Consider the following 24,047-nt stretch of genomic DNA (forward strand, 5'->3'; position numbering starts at 1 on the left):
ATGTTGCAGCATGTTGCGCAGCAATATGCCATTCATTCTGCCCCCTGCATGCTCTAGCGCGCTATGAGCCTACCCGCTTTTCTTTCTATGCGCGTCAGACAATATCTGCTGGCGCTGTGCCTAATCTTGCTACCGCTGGCGGCGCAAGCAGAACCGGCACAACAAAATGCTGCGCAATATGAAGAAGCAGTTCGCAGTGCCTGGGGCTTTGATAAAAGCGATCTGGAACCCGATCCGGCGGTGCGTTTCGGGGTGTTGGAAAATGGCATGCGCTATGCCATCCGCCATAACGAATATCCCGAGGATACCGCATCAATACAACTGGTATTCGATGTCGGCTCGCTTGCTGAAACCGATGATGAACGCGGCGCGGCGCATTTTGTCGAGCATATGGCGTTCAATGGCAGCACCAATGTACCCGAAGGCGAAATGGTCAAGATATTGGAGCGCTTTGGCCTCGCCTTTGGCGCGGATACCAATGCCTATACGTCTTTTGATCGCACCGCCTATACGCTGGAGCTGCCCAATACGTCAGAAGAGCTAATCGACACTGCTCTGTTTCTGCTGCGTGAGACCGCAAGCGAAATCAGCTTCACCCCTGGCGCCGTAGATCGCGAGCGCGGCGTAGTACTGGCTGAGATGCGCACGCGCGATAGCTATGGGCTACGCAGCTTCATAGATGAGGCGGCTTTTCTGCTGCCGGATACCAAAATCGCGCGACGATTGCCCACCGGCACCCAAAAGGTTGTCGGCGGAATAACTGCGGAAGAGCTGAAGCAGTTTTACCAGCGCTACTATACACCGGCGCGCGCCATGCTGGTAATAGTGGGTAATGTCGATATCGATGCGCTCACCACCAAAGTAGAAAACAGTTTTGGCGACTGGCGTCCCCAAAAAGGCGAAGCAGCCATCGTAGATTATGGCAGCGTTGCTTTAGACCGACCGGGTGCGTCCGGTGCCTTTATCGACCCGGCCATAGGCGAAGCCGCAGCGATTGTCGCATTTGGTTCCAATCGAGAGATACCCGATACACTGCAAACTCGCCGCGAGGCACTGCTGCGCAGCATTGGCTACCGCATAATCACGCGCCGGATAGGCCGCGCAATCCGCAGTGGGGATGCGCCATTCCTCAGTGCCAGCTTTGACAGCACCGAAGTTTTCGATCGCGCCTATAAGACACAATTGACCGTTTCCGCGCGCGACGGTCAACTTCCCGAAGCCGTGGCGGCGGCGGAGAAGATCATCCGTCAAGCGTTGCAATATGGCTTTACCCAGCAGGAAACCGAAGAACAGGTCGCCAATTATCGCAATGCCATACGCAATGCGGTAAAGGGTGCCGAGACCCGCCGCAACGAGACGTTAGCCGAGCAGATTGTCGATGCCACTTACTATAAGCGGCTTGTGACCTCTCCTGAAGCGAGGCAGGCACGGTTTGAGCGGGTCGCACAGGATATTACCCCCGAACTCGTGCTGGAAGCGCTCAAAAGCGATCTGATCGATCTTGCTGATCCATTAATCCATATCACAGCCAAAAGCGGCGGTAACGCTTATGCGGAAGATGTCCGCTCCGCCTATCTGGCAAGTCGCCAACTAGCCGTCGCTCCACCAGAGCAAGGTGCCAATCAGCAATTTGCCTATACCTATTTTGGTCGAGAGGGAGAGATTGTCAGCGACTCAATAATAGAGGACCTGGGCATTCGCACCGTCCGGTTTAGCAATAATGTGCGGTTGAACATCAAGCCTACACAGTATGAGAAGGACAGAGTTCGCATCTCCTTGCGTATCGACGGCGGCGAATTGGTGAATACGATCGATAACCCGCATGGTACTGCGTTGCTGCGCGTGTTCAGCAATGGCGGTCTTGAAGCCCACTCGCTTGATGATCTGCTCACTATCTTGGCGGGCAAGTCGGTCTCGTTTAACTTCGATGCAGGCGCGGATTACTTTGGCAGCTATGTCACGACAACGACCGAAAACACCCTGTTACAGTTTCAGATTCTTGCTGCCTATCTCACTGCCCCCGGCTATCGCGACAGCGCGGTTGAAAGGTATCGCAAAGGCTTTGACAATTATTATGCCCGCATCGAAGCCACGCCCGATGCAGCGCTGGGAACACATATTGGCGAGATTATCTCTGATGGAGACCCGCGGTTCACTTTGGCGCCACAGGATGAACTGGAAGCGCTGGATTTTAATGACCTGCGCCAGATTGTCAGTGAGCCCTTTACCCGCGCGCCACTGGAAATTGGCGTTGTCGGCGATATTGACCCGGATGTGATTATTGCCGACGTAGCGAAGACCTTCGGCGCGCTGCCGGCGCGCGAAAGCAATAGCAGAGAATATGCCGATCAACGCCAACGCAGTTTCACCGCTAACCGGTCCACTCGCTATATCGCCCATGATGGCGAGCCGCATCAGGCTATATTGCGCTACTACTGGCCCACCGCAGATGATTCCGATTTTGCGTCGACAATCCGCTCGTCACTTCTCGCCAAAGTGCTGCAATTGCGTCTGACCGATATCTTGCGCGAGGAATTGGGCTCCAGCTACTCGCCCAGTGCCTCGTCATTCATGTCTTCAGTCTATGATGACTTTGGTTATCTTACATTCGGCAGCGCAGTGGACTTTAACGATCGCGCCAAAGTGCGCGAAACCATGCGCGATATTGTGGCAGAGATCATTGCTTCTCCCGCTACCGAAGACGAGCTGCTGCGCGCGCGCAAACCGATATTGGAACGGCTGAAACAGCGCGAAACCAGCAACAGTTCTTGGATCGCCATCGTTGATGAAGCGCAGACCGACAAGGAAGCCTTGCAGCGTTACCGGATATTGCCTGAGGTTATTGCGCAGGTGACTGTCGATGATCTGCAACAAGAAGCCCGCAAATGGTTGTCGCAGGAACCGCTGGTCGTCGAGGTTATACATCGGCAGGAATATGCCCGTATCATCGGAACCTCACCTGCCGCGACCGACGCGGACTAGAGTGAGGGGGGAAAGCCGCTCAACCGCGGGTGCGATAACCGCTGATAATACCGAAGATAAACGAGAGAAACAGCGCCAATTGCACTTTTCCATCCGGATCGCGCCAACCGATTACCTCATGCCCCAAGGCAAACATGGCGATAAACATGATTATGGCCAGACCTGCGCTCATCGCTACAACCCCTTATTGTTATGCGACCAGTATATGCACGATATTGTATGTTTGGCTGGTTAAGAGATCGTTATCATGTTCATCTCTGTTAACGATCCCTTGCAGAGCAGAGCGGTCAAGGCTAGCGCATCGGATAGCAATTATAACCTTTTGCCATGCTGCCGCAGCTTCCGTTAAGAAAGAGGTCAGAGCAATGAAAATCCGAGTTCATGTGACACTCAAGCCCGGTGTTCTTGATCCGCAAGGGCGCGCGACACATCACACGCTGGAAAATATGGGCTTTGATGGCATCGAAGATGTTCGTTGCGGGCGGATGATCGATCTTGAGGTCGCGCCGACCGTTACCGATGAGCAAATCTGCGATATGTGCCGCAAATTGCTGGCAAATACGGTGATCGAGAATTTTGAAATCGTTCGCCTTGATGCAGAAACCGAAGCAGCATGAAAACCGCCGTCATCCGATTCCCGGGATCTAATTGTGATCGCGATATTCAGGTCGCTTTGCGGCAATTGACCGGACACGAGCCAACCATCATCTGGCACAGCGAAACCACCATCAGCGATGACATTGATTTTATCGCGATACCGGGCGGCTTTTCTTATGGCGACTATCTTCGTTCAGGCGCATTGGCCGGGCGCTCGGCAATTATGAAGGACATTGTCCGTGCCGCCGAGCGGGGCGTGCCGATCATCGGCATCTGCAACGGCTTTCAGATTCTTACTGAAACGCGCCTTTTGCCGGGTGCATTGATACGCAATAGCGGGCTTGATTTTGTCTGCCGCAATGTCTTGCTCACAGCCAATCCGTCTGCATCACCGATGTTGGCCGCATTGAGCGCGCAGACCAGTTATTCCATCCCGGTTGCGCATCATGATGGCAATTACTTCGCCGATGATGAGACGCTCGATATGCTTGAAGGCGAAGGCAAAATCGCCTTTCGCTATCAGGACAATCCCAATGGATCGATGCGCAATATTGCCGGCGTGGTGAATGCCCGCGGCAATGTTCTGGGCATGATGCCGCATCCCGAACGTGCGGTTGATCCGGCCTGCGGCGGGACTCATGGTGCAACACTCCTCAACTCCATGCTGAACGCCGTGATGGCAACTGCATGACCTTAAGCTCTAGGCGCTTTTCCGCTGCTGTAGTGTAAAGAGCTGAGACGCCTCATCGGCAGGCATTGGACGGCCATAATAATAGCCCTGTATCTTCTTGCAGCCTAAATCTGTTAACCGGCGCGCCTCGGCTTCATCCTCCACGCCTTCTGCCGTCGTGGACATGCCCAGGCTATCCGCCAACGCGACCACGGCACGGACAATAGCCAAACTTTCGGGAACATCGCGTGCAGCGCCCTGCACGAAACTGCGGTCAATTTTGATATTGGTGAAGCGGGTTTTCCGAAGATAGCCAAGTGAGGAATAGCCGGTACCAAAATCATCGAGAGACAAACCAACACCGAGCGACAAAATCTTGTCGAGAACATCAATCGCCATAGTGCCTTCATGCAGGAAGATACTCTCGGTCACTTCAATATCCAGTCGCTGTGGTGGCAATCCCGATGACGACAATGCCTCAATCAATATTGTCATAAAATTGGGATCACTAAGCTGTCCAGCGGAGACATTGACTGAGAGCTTGGTATCAACCGGCCAGTTCATTGCCTCCTTACAGGCGTTTTCCAGAACCCACCGGCCTATAGGGACAATCAGCCTGGCATCTTCCGCCAAGGGGATGAATTTGGCGGGCGAGACATGTCCCAATTCAGGGTTATGCCAGCGTAACAACACCTCAAAGCCGCAGATTTCTTCTCTTTCGGCGCGCACAATTGGCTGGAAATTCAAGGTGAACTCGTCATTCGCTAACGCCTTGCGAAGAGCAATCTCCATAATGCGGCGCTCTTCTGCATGCATGTGCAGCTTGGGCTCATAGCCATGATGCTTGTTGCCACCTTCATCTTTAGATCGGTAAAGTGCTAGATCGGCATTTCGGACCAACATCTCCACCGTACGACCATCCCGCGGAGCGATAGCGGAGCCGATGCTGGCGCCGACAAACACGGTATGCTGGTCCACTTCATAGGGCCCCGATAACGCTTCAATGATCTTCTGGGAGAGATTCTGAATGTAACTGGTATCGGGAACCTCTTTGATCAGCACCGCGAATTCGTCGCCGCCGAGACGACCGCACATCTCATTCTTGGTCATTAGCGCGTTGAGACGCTGTGATACCTGTGCCAGCAAACGGTCACCAACAAGGTGGCCCAGCGTGTCATTCACCGTTTTGAAGCGATCAAGGTCAATCATCAAGAACGCGCTGCGTTGACGCCATTTCTCTGAATCCCGCATCGCCTTGTCGGTTGCTTCGGTAATGTGCAGCCTGTTCGGCAGCCCAGTCAGGGTGTCATAACGGGCCATATGGGCAATTTTCTCCGCCGACTCCCGCTGCTCGGTAACGTCGGAACCAACGCCCCGGAACCCTAGAAAAACGCCGTTATCATCCAGTTTTGGCGATGCTGACAACTCCCACCAACGGATCTTTTCGCCAATGTGCACTCGCACCATAAGGTTGCTAAAACTCTCTCTTCGTTTCAGCTTCTCTGCAAGATCATGTAGGCTGGAGTGGAATTTGCCCGTTTCCCATGATGTGCCAGCAATCAGTTCCAGAAGAGAGTGGCCCTCAACCTCATCAACGGTGCGGCCCAGCGCATAGGCAAAGCGCGGACTTACGTGACTTACACGCCGCGAAGGATCAATCTGCCAGAGCCAATCAGCGCCGCTCTCCTCAAACTCGCGCAGCAGAAGGCTAACCACTTCTGACTTTTCATTCAGTCCATGGACAGAGAGGCGGTAACTCAGATAATCGCGAGCTGTTTCCAGGCAGGCAGCAATCAGAATGAACATTAGGCATATTGCCGCTGAAGCCATCACAAACTGGTTGGTGAGAATAAAGGAAAAAGTGCTGGCAACGCCAACGATCATCGCAAACAATACCGCACCCAATGGCATGGTAGACAGGATCATAGAGGAACCGACCATCAAAGCAGCGATGATCGTCCAGGTCGCACTATGCTGATCCACGGTGCCATATTGGCTGAACAGCAGGATAGGAACCGACCAAGACAAGCCGGATATGACGCCTCCGGCGGCAATGCCTTTGGCTGCGCCACTGCTAATTTCAAAGTTATTGCGACCACCTTTGCGCTGCCGGGCACGCGTAACCAGCGCATTGCCGATAATCGCAAGCAAGCTACCAACCACCCAGGAGGCGAGAAGCGCCATCGGAACCGCAAGATAATGGATTTGTGCAACGAGTATGATCCCGAGCACATTGGCGATAACACGCATAAAACCAATATGGGAGAAGCGTTCAAACTGAATCGCACGTATCTTATCCCAGTCAAAACCTTCTGGTTTCGACAGGCCCAAAATGCCCAATAAGGGCAATGGCTTTCCATCCTCAGGTGTTAACAGCGTTTCAGTCACCCAAGGGTCTTAGCTAAACTATGTTATCGAAAAGTAAGCGGATGTGAAAAAACCGGCAGCCGAGGCTTCGCTTCCCTCATGAGCGATATTGTCAGTCCAAGGCCTCGGCCGCCTGCTCCCAATTGGCGCCGTCAAAAAGCCGATGCTCAGGGCTAAGGAGCTCTGGGTTATCTAGACAGCCATAATGCACGCTCCAGCAATCAGGATGGGAACGCGGCTGATAGAAGCTCTTGATGCCGCACACACGACAAAACAGATGCTCCGCAGCACCAGTGCCGAAACGATAGCTGGTCAGGGCATCCGCACCCGATAACAGCGTGAAGTCCGCGTGAGGTACGATCAGATGCAGATAACCGGTGCGGCGGCAAATCGAGCAATTACAGTCGAGTAGGACGGGTTCCCGCTCCACATTTGCAGAGAAGCGCACGGCACCACAGTGACAGCCACCTTCGACGGTTACAGTCTCTGATGTACCCGGCTGACTCATTCTACGGTTACAGATTTTGCAAGATTACGCGGTTGGTCCACATCGGTCCCCTTGGTCACCGCGACATGATAGGCCAGCAATTGCACCGGCACCGCATAGACCATCGGGGCAATCAGCGGATGCACCGCGGGAACCTCAATCGTCGCCATCACGCCGTGCGAGGCCGCGTCCAGTCCTTTGCGATCAGAGATCAAGACAATCTTGCCGCCGCGTGCCTGTACTTCCTGCATGTTGGAGACGGTCTTTTCAAATAACGGCCCTGATGGCGCGAGAACAATCACCGGCACCAGATCGTCAATCAGCGCAATGGGCCCGTGTTTCATCTCGCCAGCAGCATAGCCTTCAGCGTGAATATAGCTGATTTCCTTGAGTTTCAGAGCCCCTTCCAGCGCCATCGGAAAATCGGGACCACGGCCCAGATACAGCACATCGCGGGCCGGGGCGATCAATGGCGCCATCTTCTCAATCTCTCCATCGAACGACAAAGCCGCGTTCAACGCAGCCGGTGCTTCGGTGAGATGCTCGACGATCTCCTGCTCTTCTTCGGCTGTCAGCTCGCCCTTGGCACGCGCCAGATTTGTCGCCAGCGCAGCGAGAACCGCCAACTGGCAGGTAAAGGCTTTGGTAGAAGCGACGCCAATTTCCGGCCCGGCATGAGTGGGAAGCAGCAGATCAGCCTCACGAGCCATGGAACTGGTTGGCACGTTCACAACAGCGCCAATAATCTGCCCCGCTTCGCGGGCATAGCGCAGCGCGGCCAGCGTATCGGCGGTCTCGCCCGACTGGCTGATAAACAGCGCGAGGCCGCCCTCTTCCATCACTGGCTGGCGATAGCGAAATTCCGACGCAACATCGAGATCGACCGGAACACGGGCGAACTGCTCAAACCAGTATTTCGCGACCATACCGGCATAATAGCTGGTACCGCAGGCGACGATGGTAACGCGGCGAATTTCCGAGAGATCAAACTCGATATCCGGCAGCGCGACCTTGCCTTCCAGCGGCCGCACATAGCTTTGCAGCGTCTGGGCTACGACCACGGGCTGCTCATAAATCTCTTTGAGCATGAAGTGGCGATAATTGCCTTTCTCGATCGACTGAACGGTTGCGCCGGAATTGACGATTTCGCGCTCGACTGGCTCGTTTTCGCGATCATAAATCTCAACTGACGCGCGACGGATAACTGCCCAGTCGCCCTCTTCCAGATAGGTGATGCGCTGCGTCATCGGGGCCAAAGCGACGGCATCGGAACCGATATAATTCTCACCCTCGCCATAGCCAATCGCCAGAGGCGAGCCCTGTCTTGCGGCGATCAGCAGATCGGGGTCACTGCGGAACATAGCTGCCAGACCAAAGGCACCAACAAGCCGCGGCAGTATCTTGGCGACCGCGTCTTTGGGGGACGTACTATTTTCGACTTCGCGCGCGATTAGGTGCGCCACTACCTCGGTATCGGTCTGGCTGGTAAACTCACGACCCTCAGCCTGCAATTCCTCGCGCAGATCGCGGAAATTTTCTATAATGCCATTATGTACGATCACCACATCGCCAACGATATGCGGGTGGGCATTGTCTTCGGTCGCTGCGCCATGGGTGGCCCAGCGGGTATGGGCGATACCGGAGCTTCCAGCGAGTGGTTCATTGTGCAACCGCTCTGCCAGATTGACCAGCTTGCCTTGCGCCCGGCGGCGTTCCAGCTGGCCGTCAACGATGGTGCACAGACCGGCACTGTCATAGCCACGATATTCCAGGCGTTTCAGACCATCAACCAGACGGTCAGCGACATCATCCGTGCCCAAAATCCCGATAATTCCGCACATAGGCGATCCTTTTAGCCCTATTGTTTCTTTTTCGTCATGGCAGCACGGAAACGCGCGGCCCATCCGGTTTTCTCTTTGGTTTCGGCGCGAACCAATGCCAATGCATCAGCCGGAACATCCTGTGTCACCGTCGCGCCGGCACCGACAATCGCGCCATCGCCGATAGTCACCGGTGCGACCAATGCACTGTTGGAGCCGATAAATGCGCCTTTGCCAATTTCGGTGCGATATTTGAAGAAACCATCATAATTGCAGGTGATGGTGCCAGCGCCGATATTCGCGCCCGCACCGACCGAGGCATCGCCGATATAGCTCAAATGATTTGCCTTTGCGCCTTCGCCCAGCACCGCTTTCTTCATCTCGACGAAATTGCCGACCTTTGCTTTTTCGCGCAATTCTGCGCCGGGACGCAACCGAGCATAGGGGCCAATCTGGCAATTCGCGCCAATATCCGCGCCCTCAATATGGCTGAAGCTGTGGATTTCTGTGCCGCTGGCGATACGAACACCCGGGCCGAAGACCACATGCGGTGCGACGGTCACATCAGGCTCAATCGCCGTGTCATGGGCGAAGAAAACCGTTTCGGGGGCAATCAAGGTCACTCCAGCGGCCATCATTTCGGCACGCTTGCGCTGCTGCCATTGCGCTTCGACCTGTGCGAGTTCGGCGCGGCTGTTTACGCCTTCCACTTCCCAATGATCGCACTCGATCACCCGGCAGCTGCGACCTTCCACGAGCGCTATGGTGACCAGATCAGGAAGATAATATTCGCCCGAAGCATTCTCATTGCCGACTTTGGAAAGCAGTGAGAACATATCCGCAGAACGCGCCATAAGCAGGCCACTATTACACAGATTGACGTCCTTTTCGGCGTCAGTAGCGTCCTTATATTCGACCATTTTGGCAATCCGGCCGTCATCATTGGCGATTACCCGGCCATAGGCCTTGGCGTCCTCAGGACGGAAACCCAACACAACCGCAGCGGGCATAGCACTATTGGCATCCGCTTTATGCAATGCTTGGCGCATCGCATTGACGGTATCACCACTGACCATCGGAACATCACCAAAACAGGCGAGCACATCGCCGTCAAAACCATCCAGCAGAGGTTCAGCCTGCAACACCGCATGACCAGTGCCCAATTGCTCCTCCTGAACCGCAATATCGGCACCGCGTTCGTGTGCTATCGGTTCGACCTGTTCACGGCTTTTGCCAACCACAACAATCTTGCGCATTTCAGCGCCTTCAGAGATCGCATCCAGACTGTCGAGCAGATGCAGAAGCATCGGCTTGCCCGCTATCGGGTGCAGTACCTTGTGCAGCGAGGAGCGCATCCGTGTGCCCTGCCCCGCCGCCAGAATGATCGCCGCCAATGGCCGCCCATTCAGATCGCTCATGCTACCCTCTTCATAATCATGCGAAATAGGCTGGTCATGCTGAACAGCCCGTGACAGAAATCTTCGCCGCGTCTTTGCCATGTTGTTGTTGCATATGCCAGTCCCATTGGCTCTAAGCGGCGCTATGCCAGAAATATCTTTCCAAATCGTCGCCTTTGATCTTGACGGTACGTTGCTCGATACCAGCCCCGAACTGACAGCAGCGGTCAATCACACGCTTGCCATTGCCGGATGCCCGCCATTGGCGATTGATGATGTCAAACCCATGGTCGGCCTTGGTGCGAAACACATGTTGACCGAAGGACTGACCAAGGCCGGGATTGATGACCCTGAAGCGACCAAGAAATATCTGCCCGAACTGCTCAATTATTATGGCAAGAATCTCGGCAGCGGATCACCGCCCTATCCAGGCCTGCTCAAGGTGATGGATACGCTAGACGATATGGGCATCGCCATGGCGGTGGTGACCAACAAATTTGAGCGTTTTGCCGAGACGCTCCTGACCCGCATCAATATGCGCGATCGCTTCGCCGCTGTTATTGGCGGTGATACCATGGGCAAAGGCAAGGCCAAGCCGCATCGCGCCCCGATTGACGAGATGATCAAACGCAGCGGCGGCGGCAAGGCGATCTTTATCGGCGACAGTATCTATGACGTCATGGCGGCGCATAATGCCGGAATACCGGCCATCGCCGTACGTTTCGGCTTTCTGCACCAGCCAGTGGATGAACTGGGGGCGGATGCAATCCTTGATCATTATGATGATCTACTGGGCCTGTTGGCGGAGATGTCAGATTGACCTTTCAGCATCAGCGCCCTTGCGCCATTTGATCCATAAATGCCGCGCCAGCATAAAAGGCGGCATTCGCAGCCAGTGCGAGCGAATATAGATCGCAAAGCGCAGCGGCGGATGCGTCTCCTGCCCCCAACCATTGCGCGCCAATAGCCGACGGCGAAACAGCGCCTCACGCCAGCTCCATTTCGCACCCCAGTCTTGCGGCCATGCGGTGCCATAAAGGTCATGCGCCAGCCGCAATGTACCGCGAATAGCAGGCCATAAGTCATGGCTTTGTGCACGCTCTCTTAACTCGCCAAAACTTCGTTCTGATGTGCAAAATTCACTCACCAGCAGATGAAAATCCCACAAATTCCGCAAACCACCCGCCATATCGCCATCAGCTAGGAAATGCGCGGCGCAATGACAGAGCATATCATGGGGATCGAGAACCTTGAGGCCATCACCAATGTCGTCGGCGCGTTCAATCATCGCCTCGGCGTCCGGCCTCGGCTTTGCGGTTAGCGGCAATATGGTGTGATGCACGTCGATCATACCATCGCGATCCCTGTGGATCAGCGGCGGCAGTTCGTGCATCCATTGGCGATAATAGGCCTGATCATAAGGGTCTTCCTTGACCCATTCCCAGCCATTTTCGAGCAACGCCGCCTCGACGTGATCGAGCCGGTCACGCGGCACCAAAATATCGAGATCGCCAATGTGTCGCCCTTTTGCGGCATCAAGGCCGCTGGAGAGATAGGCCGCGCCTTTGAGCAATATCGGCGGGATGCCTAGCGGCGCGAGTGCGGTAACGGCGCATTGCGCCTCCCATCGTGCCTTTTGCTGGATTGCCGCGCATTCGGTCCGCGCATCAGCAAAGATTTGCGCTACAGCCTCCGGCACAATCTTGCCTTTCAGCCGCTCTGCCAATGTTGCCAATAACAGTTCGGCGCGGGCCACGCAGAGGATATCGGTCCATTGATTGCCGGATATCTCTGAGGCTTTCGTCGGGTTCCGCAGCAGCGTCACAAGCTGTTCAACAGGCCGGGTCATGCGACACGCGCCCATAAGGCTTCGACCAGTTCCAGCGCCTCATCATTGGTCTCAAAGTCAATCGCATGCGCCGGAACCCGCTGCACCAGATTGACCAGCGCTGAAAAGCCCGCCTCGCCCAGCGCGACATAGTTGGTCGAAGCCTGGGTCAACCTGACAAAATTCTCGGTTGGCGGCACAGTATCCGTGGCCCGCGGATAACCAAAACTGGGATAAAGCAGCAAGGCGGGCATTGCCGTCTCGCCCATGGCGGCAATAGCGCTTTCGGGTGGCTGTAAATGGCGGATCGCGCCCTTTGGCGTATCAGTCAGCAGCGGCCCGAAACGGGCATCATCGCCAACAAAATCACGCGCGACATCAATAGCGCTGTTCTTCAGACTAATCGCACGCGGAAAGCCTTGAATATCGCCGCTGTCGAGATCAACCAGCGCAAATTCATCGCCCAAAAAACGCCAGCCATGTTCCGCCAACAGCGCCGATAGCGTCGATTTGCCAGAGCCGGATTCACCGGTCATCAACAGCACCTTGCCATCGCGCTCGACCGCGCTGGCATGGAGCAACAAATGCCGCCGCCAGCCTAGCGCCATTTGCAGGTTCATCGCCATTTCTGCTGCCAGCAACCCTTGTGTCAGCGGCAATGGGCTGGCATCGGGGAGCATATAATCGCCCGATAGCCGGACCGATGGCCGGAACCAGCGGCGATAGAAACGCTGTGCTTCCAGCCTAATGGTAAAATCGGCAATCGCATCATCGCAATCAGGATAAGGCTGATACAGCGCCTTAAGCTGTTCTATCGGCTGCGCCCAATCGGAACCGATACGGAATATCGCCGGGCCGACGTGGATGCGGCACTCATAGCGCATCTTTATCGCCTTGTTCCCGGACTTCACGCCGCACAAAGCCCAAAGCAACCATTTCATCCAGCCGTGCCGTCAGCCGCGTCAGATCATCTTCATTTTCAGCCTCAGGCTCGTCATCTTCGGGCTGCAGATCATATTGCGCGTTAAGCGCGGTCATGACCTGCTCTGCGGTTTCCGCGCCTTGCAGCATCGCATCTATGATCTGCGGCACCGGCTCGATCAGCACATGCGTCTGCCCCGATGGCCGGTGATACAGCACCTGCATCTCGTCCAGTGTTTTACGCCGCCACTGGTCGGCGGGATCAAGAATATAGCGGTCAGTCAGAAACGTCTCATCCAAAAGCGGGGCTTTCGCCATACCCGTTTAGCCTAAACGCCGCCCCTGAATCGAGGCATAACAAGTAAAACCGCTCTGCCCCGGGCGCAGGCGGCGGATCAGATCGCGATAGGCGCGCGGTCCGCGCACACGGCCGCGGCGGACATCCTCGCCCTTGAACGTGCGCGGTGGCAGCAAAGTGGCCCCTTCGGTCTTGCGATCAACGATGTTGCCATAGGCATCGACATAAATCGGTCCCTGCTCCTTGGCAGGCACGGTGATTTCACAGGTCAATACAGAACTGGCGGTCTGCGCCAGCGCGGGCCGAACGCTGACAATCGCCGAGGTCGCGACTGCACCAAGGACAAGCGCGCGCCGACTTTGGCGGAACGCGTCCCCCTGGCTATCCTTATCCACAGCGCTCTCGGCTGCATCATCGACTTTGCGATCAGTCATAATGGCCCCAAATTACATCCATATCCGTCCTATTACGCCGAAGCATAAAAATCGAGTAAAACCATTCAAATCGGTGTAGTCTGTGCAGGAACGGGACAGGCCGTGTCATAATTGCTAATCAAACTAGGGTTACAGTTGGACATGGCTCAGCAGGACTCATCTATGAGAGACTTTTTCAGCCCAGAGATACGCCCGTTGCGGCTGTTCCTTGCGGCAATGATCATCGTGCTGGCGCCGGTCTTGGGCCTCTACATAGATGGCCCGGTAGAACGCAGCGCGATCATAATTGCCGCCGGACTGGTGGCTCTGGCTATCGGACTGGACCAGAAAACTCCGGCGGTGCGCAGCGTAGAAGCTGCCTCACCGATTCTAGAGAGCGATCAGGCCGAGTGGCACGAGCTACCCGAATTGCGGTCGCTGATTGAGGGCATTCCTGATCCCATGCTTATCCTATCGGGCATGACTGTCATCGCCTCCAATGCCGCGGCCAAGGCGATGCTGGGCAATGAGATTGATAATGAAGACGTGCGGCTGGTTATCCGGCACCCCAGCGCCACTGACGCCATTGTGCGCCAGCGCGAGGAGCCATTGCATCGCCCGATTGAGTTGATCGGCATTGGCAGTCGCGACCAGAGGTGGGAACTCAATCTGCGCAGCGTTGGCGATGGCGATTATTGCATCCTCTATCTTTGGGATCGCTCGAGCAGCTATGCGGTGGAAAAGATGCGGACCGATTTTGTCGCCAATGTAAGCCATGAGCTGCGTACACCGCTTTCCTCAATCATCGGCTTTATCGAGACATTGGCCGACAAGGAAGCAGGCGGCGACAAAAAGACTCGCAAGCGCTTCCTCAAGGTGATGGCAGGTGAAGCGCATCGGATGCAGCAGTTGATATCCGATCTGATATCGCTGTCACGGATTGAGGCCGAGAAGTTCAAACCTCCCGAGAATCTGGTCGATATGGCGGACCTGCTGGATGAGGTGAAAGTGATTTTTGATGATCGCTATGATCGCAATATCATTCTCGATATTGACCCCAGCGTGCGCACCGTGCGTGGTGATCGTTCACAATTGTCGCAGATGATCCAGAATCTGGTGTCCAACAGTATCAAATATGGCCGCCCTGAAACGCCGATCATGATAAGGCTAAAGCCCAGCCGCACTGGCAGTATGGCACGTCTGGCTGTCATTGATGAAGGCGACGGAATTGACCCCAAGCATCTGCCGCGTCTGACCGAACGTTTTTATCGTGTCGATTCTGGTCGTTCGCGCCAGATTGGCGGAACGGGTCTTGGCCTTTCTATCGTGAAGCATATTGTCGAACGTCACGGCGGGCGGCTGGAAATCAACAGCACCGTTGGCAAGGGCACCAATATCACCATTTCACTCCCCGCTGCGCGCATAGAGGTCGAAGACAGCGATGGTGATGACAGCAATACCGAGCCTGAAGCACAGTCTGCCTTCTCATAAACTGCTCATCAGAGTCATGGTTTTGGCGGATACAACAAGCGCGGAAGGTGCGCTGTCATCAAACTGTAACGATATTGTCATTCTTGATAAACTGCGCCTGCGTAAGGCGCGGCCTATCGGATTGGCAAATCCTCATAAAAATCCGTCTATCCAGACAGAATCGTTCGCACAGGATCATCAATATGCGCGCCATTTCCCTTATCGGTCTATCAGCTTTGCTGTCCCTTGGCGCCTGTCAGGATCCTGCGAATCTGGTCCCCGATACCAGCCGTGATGAGGTGCGTATTGTCGGGTCATCAACTGTCTTTCCCTTTGCCAAAATTGTATCGGATTCGTTTCAGAGCATTGGTGAGCACCCTTCCCCGATTCTCGAATCCACCGGCACCGGCGGCGGCATCCAGCTTTTTTGTGACGGTATCGGCGCCTCTACCCCGGATATCGTCAATGCCTCGCGCCGGATGAAAGCCTCCGAATTGGCGCGCTGCGCCGAAAATGGCGTGGAAGAAGTTGTCGAGTTCAAGGTCGGCGTCGATGGCCTCGCCCTTGCGCAATCGACCGAGGGCATGGCGATGAATCTCACCGTGCCGCAAATCTATCAGGCGCTGGCCGCGCGGCCCTTTGGCAAGGATGCACGCCCTGAAACATGGGCAGAGATTGATCCGTCGCTGCCCGATATTCCGATCAAGGTTTATGGCCCGCCCAAAACATCAGGCACACGTGATTCCTTTGAGGAACTGATCATGGAGGTCGGCTGCGCAAGCGACCCGGCGATGGAAGCGCTGAAGGACTCCGATGAAGACGCGTTCAAGAAAGTCTGCACCGATGTCCGCACCGATGGTGCCTATATCAACACCGGTGAGAATGATAATCTGATCGTCCAGAAAATCACCGGCGACCCCAATGCCGTCGGCATTTTCAGCTATAGCTATCTTGATGAGAATGCCGAGGCAGTGCGCGGCGTGACGATCAATGGCGTTACCCCGGAATATGACAGCATCGCAACCGGCGACTATCCCGGTGCGCGTCCGCTCTATCTTTATGTCAAAAAGCGGCATGTAAATGTGATACCGGGGCTGAAGGATTATCTCGCCGAGTTTATTGCGCTGGCTATCCCCAACAGCCCGCTGGCCGATGCCGGCATGATTGCATTGCCGGAAGATCAGCGTACCGACCTTTCCGACCGCCTCGAATCGCTGCCAGCAATCAAGGCGGCGGATCTTGGATAAGCGTCAGCGTTTGTCGGGCGTAAGCGATGTTTTTGTATCTGCCGCATCAATGGCGACAGGATTAGGGGGCTAAACAGCAATGGCGGGATTCGCCTTTCTCTTTCTGATTGTCGGGCTCGGCGTTCTGGGCTGGCTGTTTGGCCGGGCCAAGGCCAATCGCTTTGTGCTCGCCGGCAAGTCGAGTTTCAACTCGCTGCCCAACTATCATGGCTGGTACGTCGCGCTCTGGGCAATGGTTCCGGTGATCATCTTTGCCTCCATCTGGATCAGCGTTTCTCCGGCCCTCACCACCAATATGGTGTTAGCCGATCCGGCGGCGGCGAGCCTCCCCGAAGACCCTTTTGCCCGTGCCTCGGTCCTGTCGGAAGCGCGTGCGCTGTCGCGCGACGCTTCATCGCAAAGCTTTAATCCCGAAGCGGCAACACTGGCACCGATATATGCCTCGGCTGAAAACTATTATCAGATGATCGGCATCGCGGCGGCATTGTTGCTCGGTTTTGCAGGTGCGGCCTATGCCTTTCTGAAAGTACGCCCCGATTTCCGCGCCCGCAGCCAGGTCGAGCGGGTGGTGCTGATGGTGCTGCTGATCGCCTCGCTGATCGCGATCCTAGTAACCATTGGCATCGTTGCATCATTAGTCTTTGAGACCATACGCTTCTTTACAATGGTCTCGCCTTTAGACTTTCTCTTTGGGCTAGAGTGGAATCCTAAACCGGACCCTGATGGTCAAGATCACACCGGCTTTGGCGCATTGCCGCTGTTCTGGGGGACGATCTTTATTGGCGCGATTATCGCCATGATCGTGGCCATCCCTTTCGGCCTGATGAGCGCAGTCTATCTCACCCAATATGCCCCAGCCAGCCTGCGCAGCTGGATGAAACCGATATTGGAAATCCTCGCAGGTGTCCCGACAGTGGTCTATGGCTATTTTGCTGCCTTAACAGTTGCTCCTGCCATACTACAATTTGCCAATAGCATGGGTATTGAAAATGCGTCTATCGAGTCCGCCCTCGCAGCCGGTCTGGTAATGGGCGTGATGATTATTCCTTTTGTCTCTTCCATGGCGGATGACAGCATTGCCGCCGTTCCCAACGCCATGCGTGACGGTTCACTTGCCATGGGCGCAACGCCCAGCGAGACGATCAAGAAAGTGCTGATCCCAGCGGCTCTCCCCGGCGTTGTCGGCGGCGTATTGCTCGCGGTCAGTCGTGCCATTGGCGAAACGATGATCGTGGTGATGGCCGCAGGCCTAGCCGCCAATATGACAGCCAATCCGTTCCAGAGCGTCACCACGGTGACGGTGCAGATCGTGCAGTTACTTACTGGAGACACAGATTTTGAAGGCCCGATGACGCTTGCCGCTTTTGCTCTGGGTCTGGCGCTGTTCTTTGTTACGCTGTTGCTCAATCTGGTCGCCTTGCAGATCGTGAAGAGATATCGGGAAAGCTATGAGTGAAACCGCCGCCATGCCCGCCTCAACGCCCTCTGGCCATAAGGTGCAAACCGACTGGAAGAGCGAAGCCATGCGCAAGCGCGTGGCCAAGCGTTACGCCGCCGAGAAACGGTTTAAAGCGATTGGCCTTTTGGCGATTATATTGTCGTCACTGTTCCTCGCCTTCTTGCTGTTCGTTATGGTCAGCAACGGGGCCAAGGGCTTTCAGCGTACCGAGATCGCCCTGCCTATCGATTTTGCCACGCTGTCCGGCGGTGCTTCGCCGGAGAGCCTTGAAGGCAACGGCCAGAATGCCGCCCTCGCCTCGCTGGATATTCGCGGCATCACCAATGCGGCGATTGAGAGCAATTATGGCGAGGATGGCCGCAAGATTTTTGCCCGCAATGCCTGGGTCGAAGTGCGCGAGCAGCTTCGCGATGATCCGCAGCTTATCACCCAAAATGCGACATTATGGCTATCCGCAACCAGCGCTTTTGACCGCATAAATAAGGGCGATGACAATGCTGATCTGCAGCCGATCTTTGAACGTGTCAAAGACGAAGGCAATGTTCGCACTGTGTTCAACACTCTCTTCCTGGCCAATTCGGATGGGGTCGATCCGGCACTGGTCGGCATTTGGGGTGCACTCAAAGGCTCGCTAATGACGATGTTCATTACAATTGTTTTGGCCTTCCCCATTGGTGTGTTTTCAGCCATCTACCTCGAAGAATATGCCCCGCAAAATCGTTGGACAGACCTGATTGAAGTTTCGATCAACAATCTTGCGGCCGTCCCTTCGATCATCTTCGGGCTGCTCGGTCTGGTGGTGTTTCTGACATGGATTGACCTGCCGCGCTCCTCGGCATTGGTTGGTGGCCTCACTTTGGCGCTAATGACCTTCCCGGTGATTGTTATCGCTGCTCGAAATGCAGTAAAGTCGGTACCTCCGTCTATCCGTGAGGCAGCGCTTGGTATCGGTGCAAGCAAGGTTCAGGTGATTTTCCACCATGTCCTGCCGCTCGCCATACCCGGTATTTTGACCGGCACGATCATTGGCATGGCGCGCGCGCTGGGCGAAACCGCACCACTGCTGATGATCGGTATGCGCGCGTTCACGGCTACGCCACCTGGCGATTTTTTAGATCCTACAACTGTTTTGCCAGTGCAGATCTATTTGTGGTCAGATGAAGTAAATAAAGGATTTGTCGAGAAAACCTCCGCTGCAATCATTATATTGCTGCTATTCCTGCTGACGATGAATGCTGTGGCGATCTGGCTGCGCAACCGCTTTGAAACACGATGGTGACCTGAAGACATGAACACACATGCTACCGATATGACCGCCACCACCACGCCAATGAAAATGGCGACCCGTGATGTCCATGTCTTTTATGGCAAGAAGGAAGCGATTAAGGGCGTCGATATTGATATCGATATGGACAATGTGACCGCGTTTATCGGTCCGTCAGGCTGTGGCAAATCAACCTTTCTGCGCACGCTCAACCGGATGAACGATACCATCCCGTCAGCGCGGGTTACCGGTACCATCACGCTGGATGGCGAAGACATCTATGACAGCGCCATGGACGTCGTGCAGCTGCGCGCCCGGGTTGGCATGGTTTTTCAGAAGCCCAATCCCTTCCCCAAGTCGATCTATGACAATATCGCCTATGGCCCGCGTATTCATGGGCTCGCCACCGACAAGGCCGAACTTGATCGCATCGTCGAAAAATCGCTGCAACGCGCTGGTCTATGGGCCGAGGTCAAGGACCGGCTCGGCGATAGCGGCACCGCGCTTTCCGGCGGTCAGCAGCAGCGTCTCTGCATCGCCCGCGCCATTGCGGTTGACCCCGAAGTCATCCTGATGGACGAACCCTGTTCAGCGCTGGACCCGATCGCCACTGCCAAGATTGAAGAACTGATTCACGAACTGCGCGGCAAATATGCTATCGTCATCGTGACGCACAATATGCAACAAGCCGCGCGCGTATCGCAGCGCACGGCATTCTTCCATCTCGGCGATATGGTCGAATATGGTGAAACGTCGGAACTGTTTACCAACCCCAAGGAAGAGAAAACCCGCGATTATATTACCGGTCGCTACGGATAATATGGCTCTACGCTAATGACGCCCAATAGTACCAAACATACGGTCAAGGCCTTTGATACCGACATGGTCGAGCTGCGCGGACTGGTCGCGGATGTTGGCGGGCGTGCGGAAAAGGCGGTTATCGATGCGATGACAGCGCTGGAGCGCAATGACCAGAGCATGGCCAGCGCGGTGATCGTCAAGGACAAGGATATTGACGAACTGGAGCGTGAAATTGACCGCATGGTGGTGCAGATTATGGCCCTGCGCGCGCCGATGGCCGATGACTTGCGGGTGCTGATTGCGACGCTCAAGATCTCCAGCAAAATCGAACGTATCGGCGATTATGCCAAGAATATCGCCAAGCGGGTGCCGCTCATCGATCCGGATGACTGGATGGAAGCGGCTGACGCGCTGGTGCCGATGTCACAGGCGGCGATCGAGCTGGTTGATGATGCGATGAATTCTTATGCCCGCCGTGATGCCGATCTGGCGATCCAGGTGTGCAAGCGCGACAAGATGGTCGATGACTTTTACAGCGCCATTTTCCGCGGCCTGATCGACCATATGATCGCGGTTCCCGGCCAGGTGAATGCCGGTGTCCACCTCATGTTTATCGCCAAGAATCTCGAGCGTATTGGTGACCATGCGACCAATATTGCCGAGATGGTCTATTTTTCAATTACCGGCGATAATCTGATAGAGCGCGATCGTGGCAATGATCCGCTCGATATGAACGATTGAAGAGGGAAGAGAGATGTCAAAGCCCCATATTCTCCTGGTTGAAGACGATATGGCACTGGCGGAATTGATCTCCTGGCATTTCGAGAAGCAGGGTTTTCGCATCAGCCAGACACCCGATGGTGAAGAGGCTTTGCTGATCGTCAGCGAGCAGCAGCCCGATATCGTCGTCCTCGACTGGATGATCGACAATCTCTCGGGCATTGAGGTTTGTCGCCGCTTGCGCCGCAATAATGACACCGCGAACATCCCGATCATCATGATGTCGGCGCGCGGCGAGGAAGAGGACCGGGTGCGCGGCCTTGATATCGGTGCCGATGATTATCTCACCAAGCCGTTCAGTCCGCGCGAGCTGATCGCCCGTGTCAACGCCGTGCTGCGGCGTATGCGTCCAGCACTGGCGGGTGGCACCCTGACCTATGCCAATATCGAGATGGATACCGTCGGCTATAAGGTCAAACGCGGCGGCAAGACTATACCTCTCGGTCCCACCGAATTCCGCCTGTTGCGCCATTTTCTTGAGCATCCCGGCTGGGTGTTCTCGCGCGAGCGCTTGCTCGATGCGGTCTGGGGCAATGAAAGCGATATCGAAATCCGCACCATTGACGTGCATATTCGCCGCCTGCGCAAGGCGATCAATGCCAATGGCGAGGCCGATATCATCCGCACCGTGCGTTCCGCCGGCTATGCGCTGGATGCCGAGGCTGTTGCCTAGACACCAAATCCTCCCCGTTTACGGGGAGGGGGACCGTCAAAGACGGTGGAGGGGCACCCGCCACTTGCGCTCCGCAAGCGGATATTCAATTGAATTTCACACAAAGGCACAAAGAAACGAAGAGCTCGCATCAAGAGTGAACGCCTTTGTGCCTTCGTGTCTTTGTGCGAGTCAAATTACAACACAGCATAAGCATTAAGCCTGCCGTAACGGCACCTCCTCTCCCGAAGTAAAAGACGCAATTGCGCGGTTGACAAAGGCTCGGACGCGTTGGAAACCCGCGTCATAAATTTCAGAACACAACCCAATTTTTCGAGGAGCCTTATCATGACCATCAGTTTTGCCGATCGCGTTGCCATTGTTACCGGAGCAGGCGGTGGCCTGGGCCGCGCCTATGCGCTGGAACTCGCGCGCCGTGGCGCCAAGGTTGTGGTCAATGACCTGGGCGGCGCGCGTGATGGCACCGGCACTTCCGATGCTGCTGCGATTGTCGTCGAGGAAATCGAGAAAGAAGGCGGCGAGGCGATGGCCAATGGCGGCTCCGTCACCGAATATGCGCAGATGGAAGAAATGGTCGCCAAGGCCAAGGAAAAATGGGGCGGCGTCCATATCCTGATCAATAATGCTGGCGTACTGCGCGACAAGAGCTTCGCCAAGATGGAGCCGAAAGACTTTTCCTTTGTCGTCGATGTGCACCTCAATGGATCGGGCAATGCCACCAAGGCGGTATGGGAAACGATGCGCGAGCAAAATTATGGCCGCATCCTGATGACCGCCTCTTCAACCGGTCTCTACGGTAATTTCGGCCAGGCCAATTATGGCGCGGCTAAGCTCGGCCTCGCGGGTCTCACCAAGACGCTCTATCTCGAAGGCGCAAAGTACAACATCAAGGTCAATACGCTGGCCCCGGTCGCCGGAACCCGCATGACCGAAGACATTTTCCCGCCTGAAGCCTTCAAAGCCTTCACCCCGGAAAATGTCGCGCCTGCTGCGCTTTATCTGGTGTCGGAAGATGCGCCCACCAATATGATCATCGGCGCAGGTGCCGGTGCCTATCACGCCGCCTATGTCACCATGACACCGGGCGTTGCGCTGCCTGAAAACGAGCGCACAGTGGAAGGCGTCGCTGCGGTATTCGACAAAATCACCGATCGCACCGGCGAGATTGTCCCGCAATCGGGTTCAGAGCAGTCCATGGCGATTATGAAAGCGCTACAGGGCGAGTGACGATTTCCTCCCCTCCTCTTCAGAGGAGGGGCAGTGAGACTTAATGAGCGCAGCGAATTTAGTCGCAGCGGGGTGGTGCCGCAACAAGTGAAGAATTCGCTGACTCGAGCTCGGCTTCGCCTCGCCACCACCCCAACCCCTCCTCTGAAGAGGAGGGGCTTTCTGTTTCTACTCCTCCACGACCTTGATCAACCGCCGCTCCACTGGCGCGAGCACATTGCTAAGGTCATGCCCACGCTTGAGCACCTGCCCGGCCTCGCCACGCAGCAACCATTGGCCCTGTCTGCGCTGTTGCGCGGGGCATTTCTCGATGCGGATTTCCGGCCGTTGTGAGGCATGGCGAAAGGCAGCGAAAATCGCGGTGTCGCGACCGAACTCAATGGCATAATCACGCCACTGTCCCGCAGCGACCATACGGCCATAGATATTGAGAATAGCGTTCAGCTCTTCGCGATGGAACACCGTCTGATGCGGCTGTTTGCCCGAAAGCGGGAGAACCGCGATATTGGAATGCGAACCGTTATGCGATGCTGTCATTCAGAACTACCAGCGCACATCAGGCCGATTTCTGATCCGAGCCAGTCTCAGGAGATTCGTCAAACAGATCCCCTTCAGCCTGACAGGGCGCTTCGGCGACTTCGGGCAATGCGCGCTTATTTTTGCCTTTGACATCGCGCTGATCCATCAGCTGTGCCAAACGTTTTTGCAGCTGCTCGATCTCGCATTGCAGGATTTCCAGCTTCTGCGTCGCCGGATCATAGACCTCGCTGCACGGCGTGCCATAGGGCATAAAATCTTTCTGATAGTCATCGGCGTCAACCGGCACCTGCCGCGCCCGGACGCCCACCATAGTTGCACCTTCAGGCACATCCTTGGTCACCACTGCATTGGCACCGACACGCGCCCTCGCGCCAACGGTGATCGGACCCAATATCTGCGCGCCCGAGCCAAGAATGGCACCGTCAGCGATGGTTGGGTGACGCTTGCCGCCCTGGCCATTGGTCGGATTGGTACCGCCGAGTGTCACGCATTGATAAATGGTCACATCATCGCCAATTTCCGCCGTCTCGCCAATCACGGTAAAGCCATGATCAATAAACAGATTTTTGCCGATGGTCGCGCCGGGATGGATATCAATCGCGGTCAGCATGCGGCCAATATGATTGATCAACCGGGCGAGGAAGAACAGATTGCCGCGGAACAGCCAGTGCGAAATGCGATAAAATCCGACCGCCCAAAGCCCGGGATAGGTCAAGATTTCCCATCTGGAACGCGGCGCAGGATCGCGCGAGGCGATGGATTCAAGATACTCATTCAGAGCGCGAAACATAAAACGCCCCTCCATT

At 55.5% G+C, this 24,047-nt stretch carries 23 protein-coding genes; 12 read left to right on the forward strand and 11 right to left on the reverse strand.

The window, feature by feature from the left end; translation table 11 throughout:
* The first annotated feature begins 87 nt into the window (after positions 1-87).
* Entirely contained in the window at positions 88-2,982 is a 2,895-nt protein-coding gene (locus RB602_RS10185) for a M16 family metallopeptidase (protein WP_317080458.1), read from the forward strand.
* 19 nt (positions 2,983-3,001) lie between these two features.
* Here RB602_RS10185 and RB602_RS10190 read toward each other — a convergent pair whose 3' ends face one another.
* Positions 3,002-3,154: a hypothetical protein gene (locus tag RB602_RS10190; RefSeq protein ID WP_317080459.1), complete on the reverse strand. Its 153-nt coding sequence runs from the start codon at positions 3,152-3,154 to the stop codon at positions 3,002-3,004.
* 193 nt (positions 3,155-3,347) lie between these two features.
* On the opposite strand from RB602_RS10190, the gene purS reads away from it, so the two are divergent.
* Together purS and purQ are read left to right on the forward strand one after the other, a co-directional pair.
* The gene (purS, locus tag RB602_RS10195) at positions 3,348-3,599 is read left to right on the forward strand and encodes a phosphoribosylformylglycinamidine synthase subunit PurS (RefSeq protein WP_317080460.1); all 252 of its coding nucleotides are present in this window, start codon (positions 3,348-3,350) and stop codon (positions 3,597-3,599) included.
* A complete protein-coding gene (gene purQ, locus RB602_RS10200) occupies positions 3,596-4,270 on the forward strand; it encodes a phosphoribosylformylglycinamidine synthase subunit PurQ (RefSeq protein ID WP_317080461.1) in 675 nt (224 codons plus the stop codon). Before purS ends, purQ begins: the two co-directional genes overlap by 4 nt.
* A gap of 9 nt (positions 4,271-4,279) precedes the next feature.
* Here the strand turns inward: purQ and RB602_RS10205 are convergent, their stop codons facing one another.
* From RB602_RS10205 to glmU, 4 genes are all read right to left on the reverse strand, one after another.
* Positions 4,280-6,637: a putative bifunctional diguanylate cyclase/phosphodiesterase gene (locus RB602_RS10205; RefSeq protein WP_317080462.1), complete on the reverse strand. Its 2,358-nt coding sequence runs from the start codon at positions 6,635-6,637 to the stop codon at positions 4,280-4,282.
* Positions 6,638-6,728: 91 nt separating this feature from the next.
* The gene (locus RB602_RS10210; protein ID WP_317080463.1) at positions 6,729-7,124 is read right to left on the reverse strand and encodes a GFA family protein; all 396 of its coding nucleotides are present in this window, start codon (positions 7,122-7,124) and stop codon (positions 6,729-6,731) included.
* A complete protein-coding gene (gene glmS, locus RB602_RS10215) occupies positions 7,121-8,944 on the reverse strand; it encodes a glutamine--fructose-6-phosphate transaminase (isomerizing) (protein ID WP_317080465.1) in 1,824 nt (607 codons plus the stop codon). The genes RB602_RS10210 and glmS overlap by 4 nt, the downstream gene beginning before the upstream one ends.
* A 17-nt stretch (positions 8,945-8,961) precedes the next feature.
* Complete coding sequence (glmU, locus tag RB602_RS10220) at positions 8,962-10,341, reverse strand: bifunctional UDP-N-acetylglucosamine diphosphorylase/glucosamine-1-phosphate N-acetyltransferase GlmU (protein WP_317080466.1); 1,380 nt, start codon at positions 10,339-10,341, stop codon at positions 8,962-8,964.
* Positions 10,342-10,465: 124 nt separating this feature from the next.
* Here glmU and RB602_RS10225 point away from each other — a divergent pair, with 124 nt between their 5' ends.
* A complete protein-coding gene (locus RB602_RS10225; RefSeq protein ID WP_317080467.1) occupies positions 10,466-11,140 on the forward strand; it encodes an HAD-IA family hydrolase in 675 nt (224 codons plus the stop codon).
* Here the strand turns inward: RB602_RS10225 and RB602_RS10230 are convergent.
* From RB602_RS10230 to RB602_RS10245, 4 genes are read right to left on the reverse strand one after another with little or no spacing between them, the layout of a single operon-like run.
* Positions 11,132-12,169 carry a nucleotidyltransferase domain-containing protein gene (locus tag RB602_RS10230; protein WP_317080468.1) on the reverse strand — a complete coding sequence of 346 codons (1,038 nt, stop codon included), beginning with the start codon at positions 12,167-12,169 and terminating at the stop codon, positions 11,132-11,134. The two genes, RB602_RS10225 and RB602_RS10230, sit on opposite strands and share 9 nt — an antisense overlap.
* The gene (locus RB602_RS10235; RefSeq protein ID WP_317080469.1) at positions 12,166-13,032 is read right to left on the reverse strand and encodes an HprK-related kinase A; all 867 of its coding nucleotides are present in this window, start codon (positions 13,030-13,032) and stop codon (positions 12,166-12,168) included. The genes RB602_RS10230 and RB602_RS10235 overlap by 4 nt, the downstream gene beginning before the upstream one ends.
* Complete coding sequence (locus RB602_RS10240) at positions 13,022-13,387, reverse strand: HPr-rel-A system PqqD family peptide chaperone (protein WP_317080470.1); 366 nt, start codon at positions 13,385-13,387, stop codon at positions 13,022-13,024. Before RB602_RS10240 ends, RB602_RS10235 begins: the two co-directional genes overlap by 11 nt.
* 6 nt (positions 13,388-13,393) lie before the next feature.
* Complete coding sequence (locus RB602_RS10245) at positions 13,394-13,801, reverse strand: hypothetical protein (RefSeq protein WP_317080471.1); 408 nt, start codon at positions 13,799-13,801, stop codon at positions 13,394-13,396.
* Between the two features lie 162 nt (positions 13,802-13,963).
* Between RB602_RS10245 and RB602_RS10250 the strand changes: the two genes are divergently transcribed.
* The 8 genes from RB602_RS10250 (at position 13,964) to RB602_RS10285 (ending at position 22,701) form a co-directional block, all read left to right on the forward strand.
* On the forward strand, positions 13,964-15,271 hold the full coding sequence (locus RB602_RS10250; protein WP_317080472.1) for an ATP-binding protein: 1,308 nt from the start codon (positions 13,964-13,966) through the stop codon (positions 15,269-15,271).
* A 182-nt stretch (positions 15,272-15,453) separates the two neighbouring features.
* On the forward strand, positions 15,454-16,497 hold the full coding sequence (locus RB602_RS10255; protein WP_317080473.1) for a substrate-binding domain-containing protein: 1,044 nt from the start codon (positions 15,454-15,456) through the stop codon (positions 16,495-16,497).
* A gap of 79 nt (positions 16,498-16,576) precedes the next feature.
* Positions 16,577-17,953, forward strand: coding sequence for a phosphate ABC transporter permease subunit PstC (pstC, locus tag RB602_RS10260; protein WP_317080474.1), 1,377 nt, complete (start codon positions 16,577-16,579; stop codon positions 17,951-17,953).
* Positions 17,946-19,235 (forward strand): phosphate ABC transporter permease PstA, encoded by a 1,290-nt coding sequence (gene pstA / locus RB602_RS10265; protein WP_317080475.1) that lies wholly within the window; start codon positions 17,946-17,948, stop codon positions 19,233-19,235. The genes pstC and pstA overlap by 8 nt, the downstream gene beginning before the upstream one ends.
* Before the next feature lie 9 nt (positions 19,236-19,244).
* Positions 19,245-20,039 carry a phosphate ABC transporter ATP-binding protein PstB gene (pstB, locus tag RB602_RS10270; protein WP_317080476.1) on the forward strand — a complete coding sequence of 265 codons (795 nt, stop codon included), beginning with the start codon at positions 19,245-19,247 and terminating at the stop codon, positions 20,037-20,039.
* 15 nt (positions 20,040-20,054) lie between these two features.
* Entirely contained in the window at positions 20,055-20,762 is a 708-nt protein-coding gene (gene phoU, locus RB602_RS10275; protein ID WP_317080477.1) for a phosphate signaling complex protein PhoU, read from the forward strand.
* 13 nt (positions 20,763-20,775) lie between these two features.
* Positions 20,776-21,474, forward strand: coding sequence for a phosphate regulon transcriptional regulator PhoB (phoB, locus tag RB602_RS10280; protein ID WP_317080478.1), 699 nt, complete (start codon positions 20,776-20,778; stop codon positions 21,472-21,474).
* Positions 21,475-21,801: 327 nt separating this feature from the next.
* Positions 21,802-22,701, forward strand: a complete 900-nt coding sequence (locus tag RB602_RS10285; protein WP_317080479.1) for an SDR family NAD(P)-dependent oxidoreductase — start codon at positions 21,802-21,804, stop codon at positions 22,699-22,701.
* Between the two features lie 168 nt (positions 22,702-22,869).
* Here the strand turns inward: RB602_RS10285 and RB602_RS10290 are convergent, their stop codons facing one another.
* Positions 22,870-23,238: a DUF2794 domain-containing protein gene (locus tag RB602_RS10290; RefSeq protein ID WP_317080480.1), complete on the reverse strand. Its 369-nt coding sequence runs from the start codon at positions 23,236-23,238 to the stop codon at positions 22,870-22,872.
* Positions 23,239-23,257: 19 nt separating this feature from the next.
* Positions 23,258-24,031, reverse strand: a complete 774-nt coding sequence (epsC, locus tag RB602_RS10295) for a serine O-acetyltransferase EpsC (protein ID WP_317080481.1) — start codon at positions 24,029-24,031, stop codon at positions 23,258-23,260.
* Positions 24,032-24,047: the final 16 nt, after the last annotated feature.

It is taken from the genome of Parasphingorhabdus sp. SCSIO 66989, from assembly GCF_032852305.1.
Taxonomy (GTDB): domain Bacteria; phylum Pseudomonadota; class Alphaproteobacteria; order Sphingomonadales; family Sphingomonadaceae; genus Alterisphingorhabdus; species Alterisphingorhabdus coralli.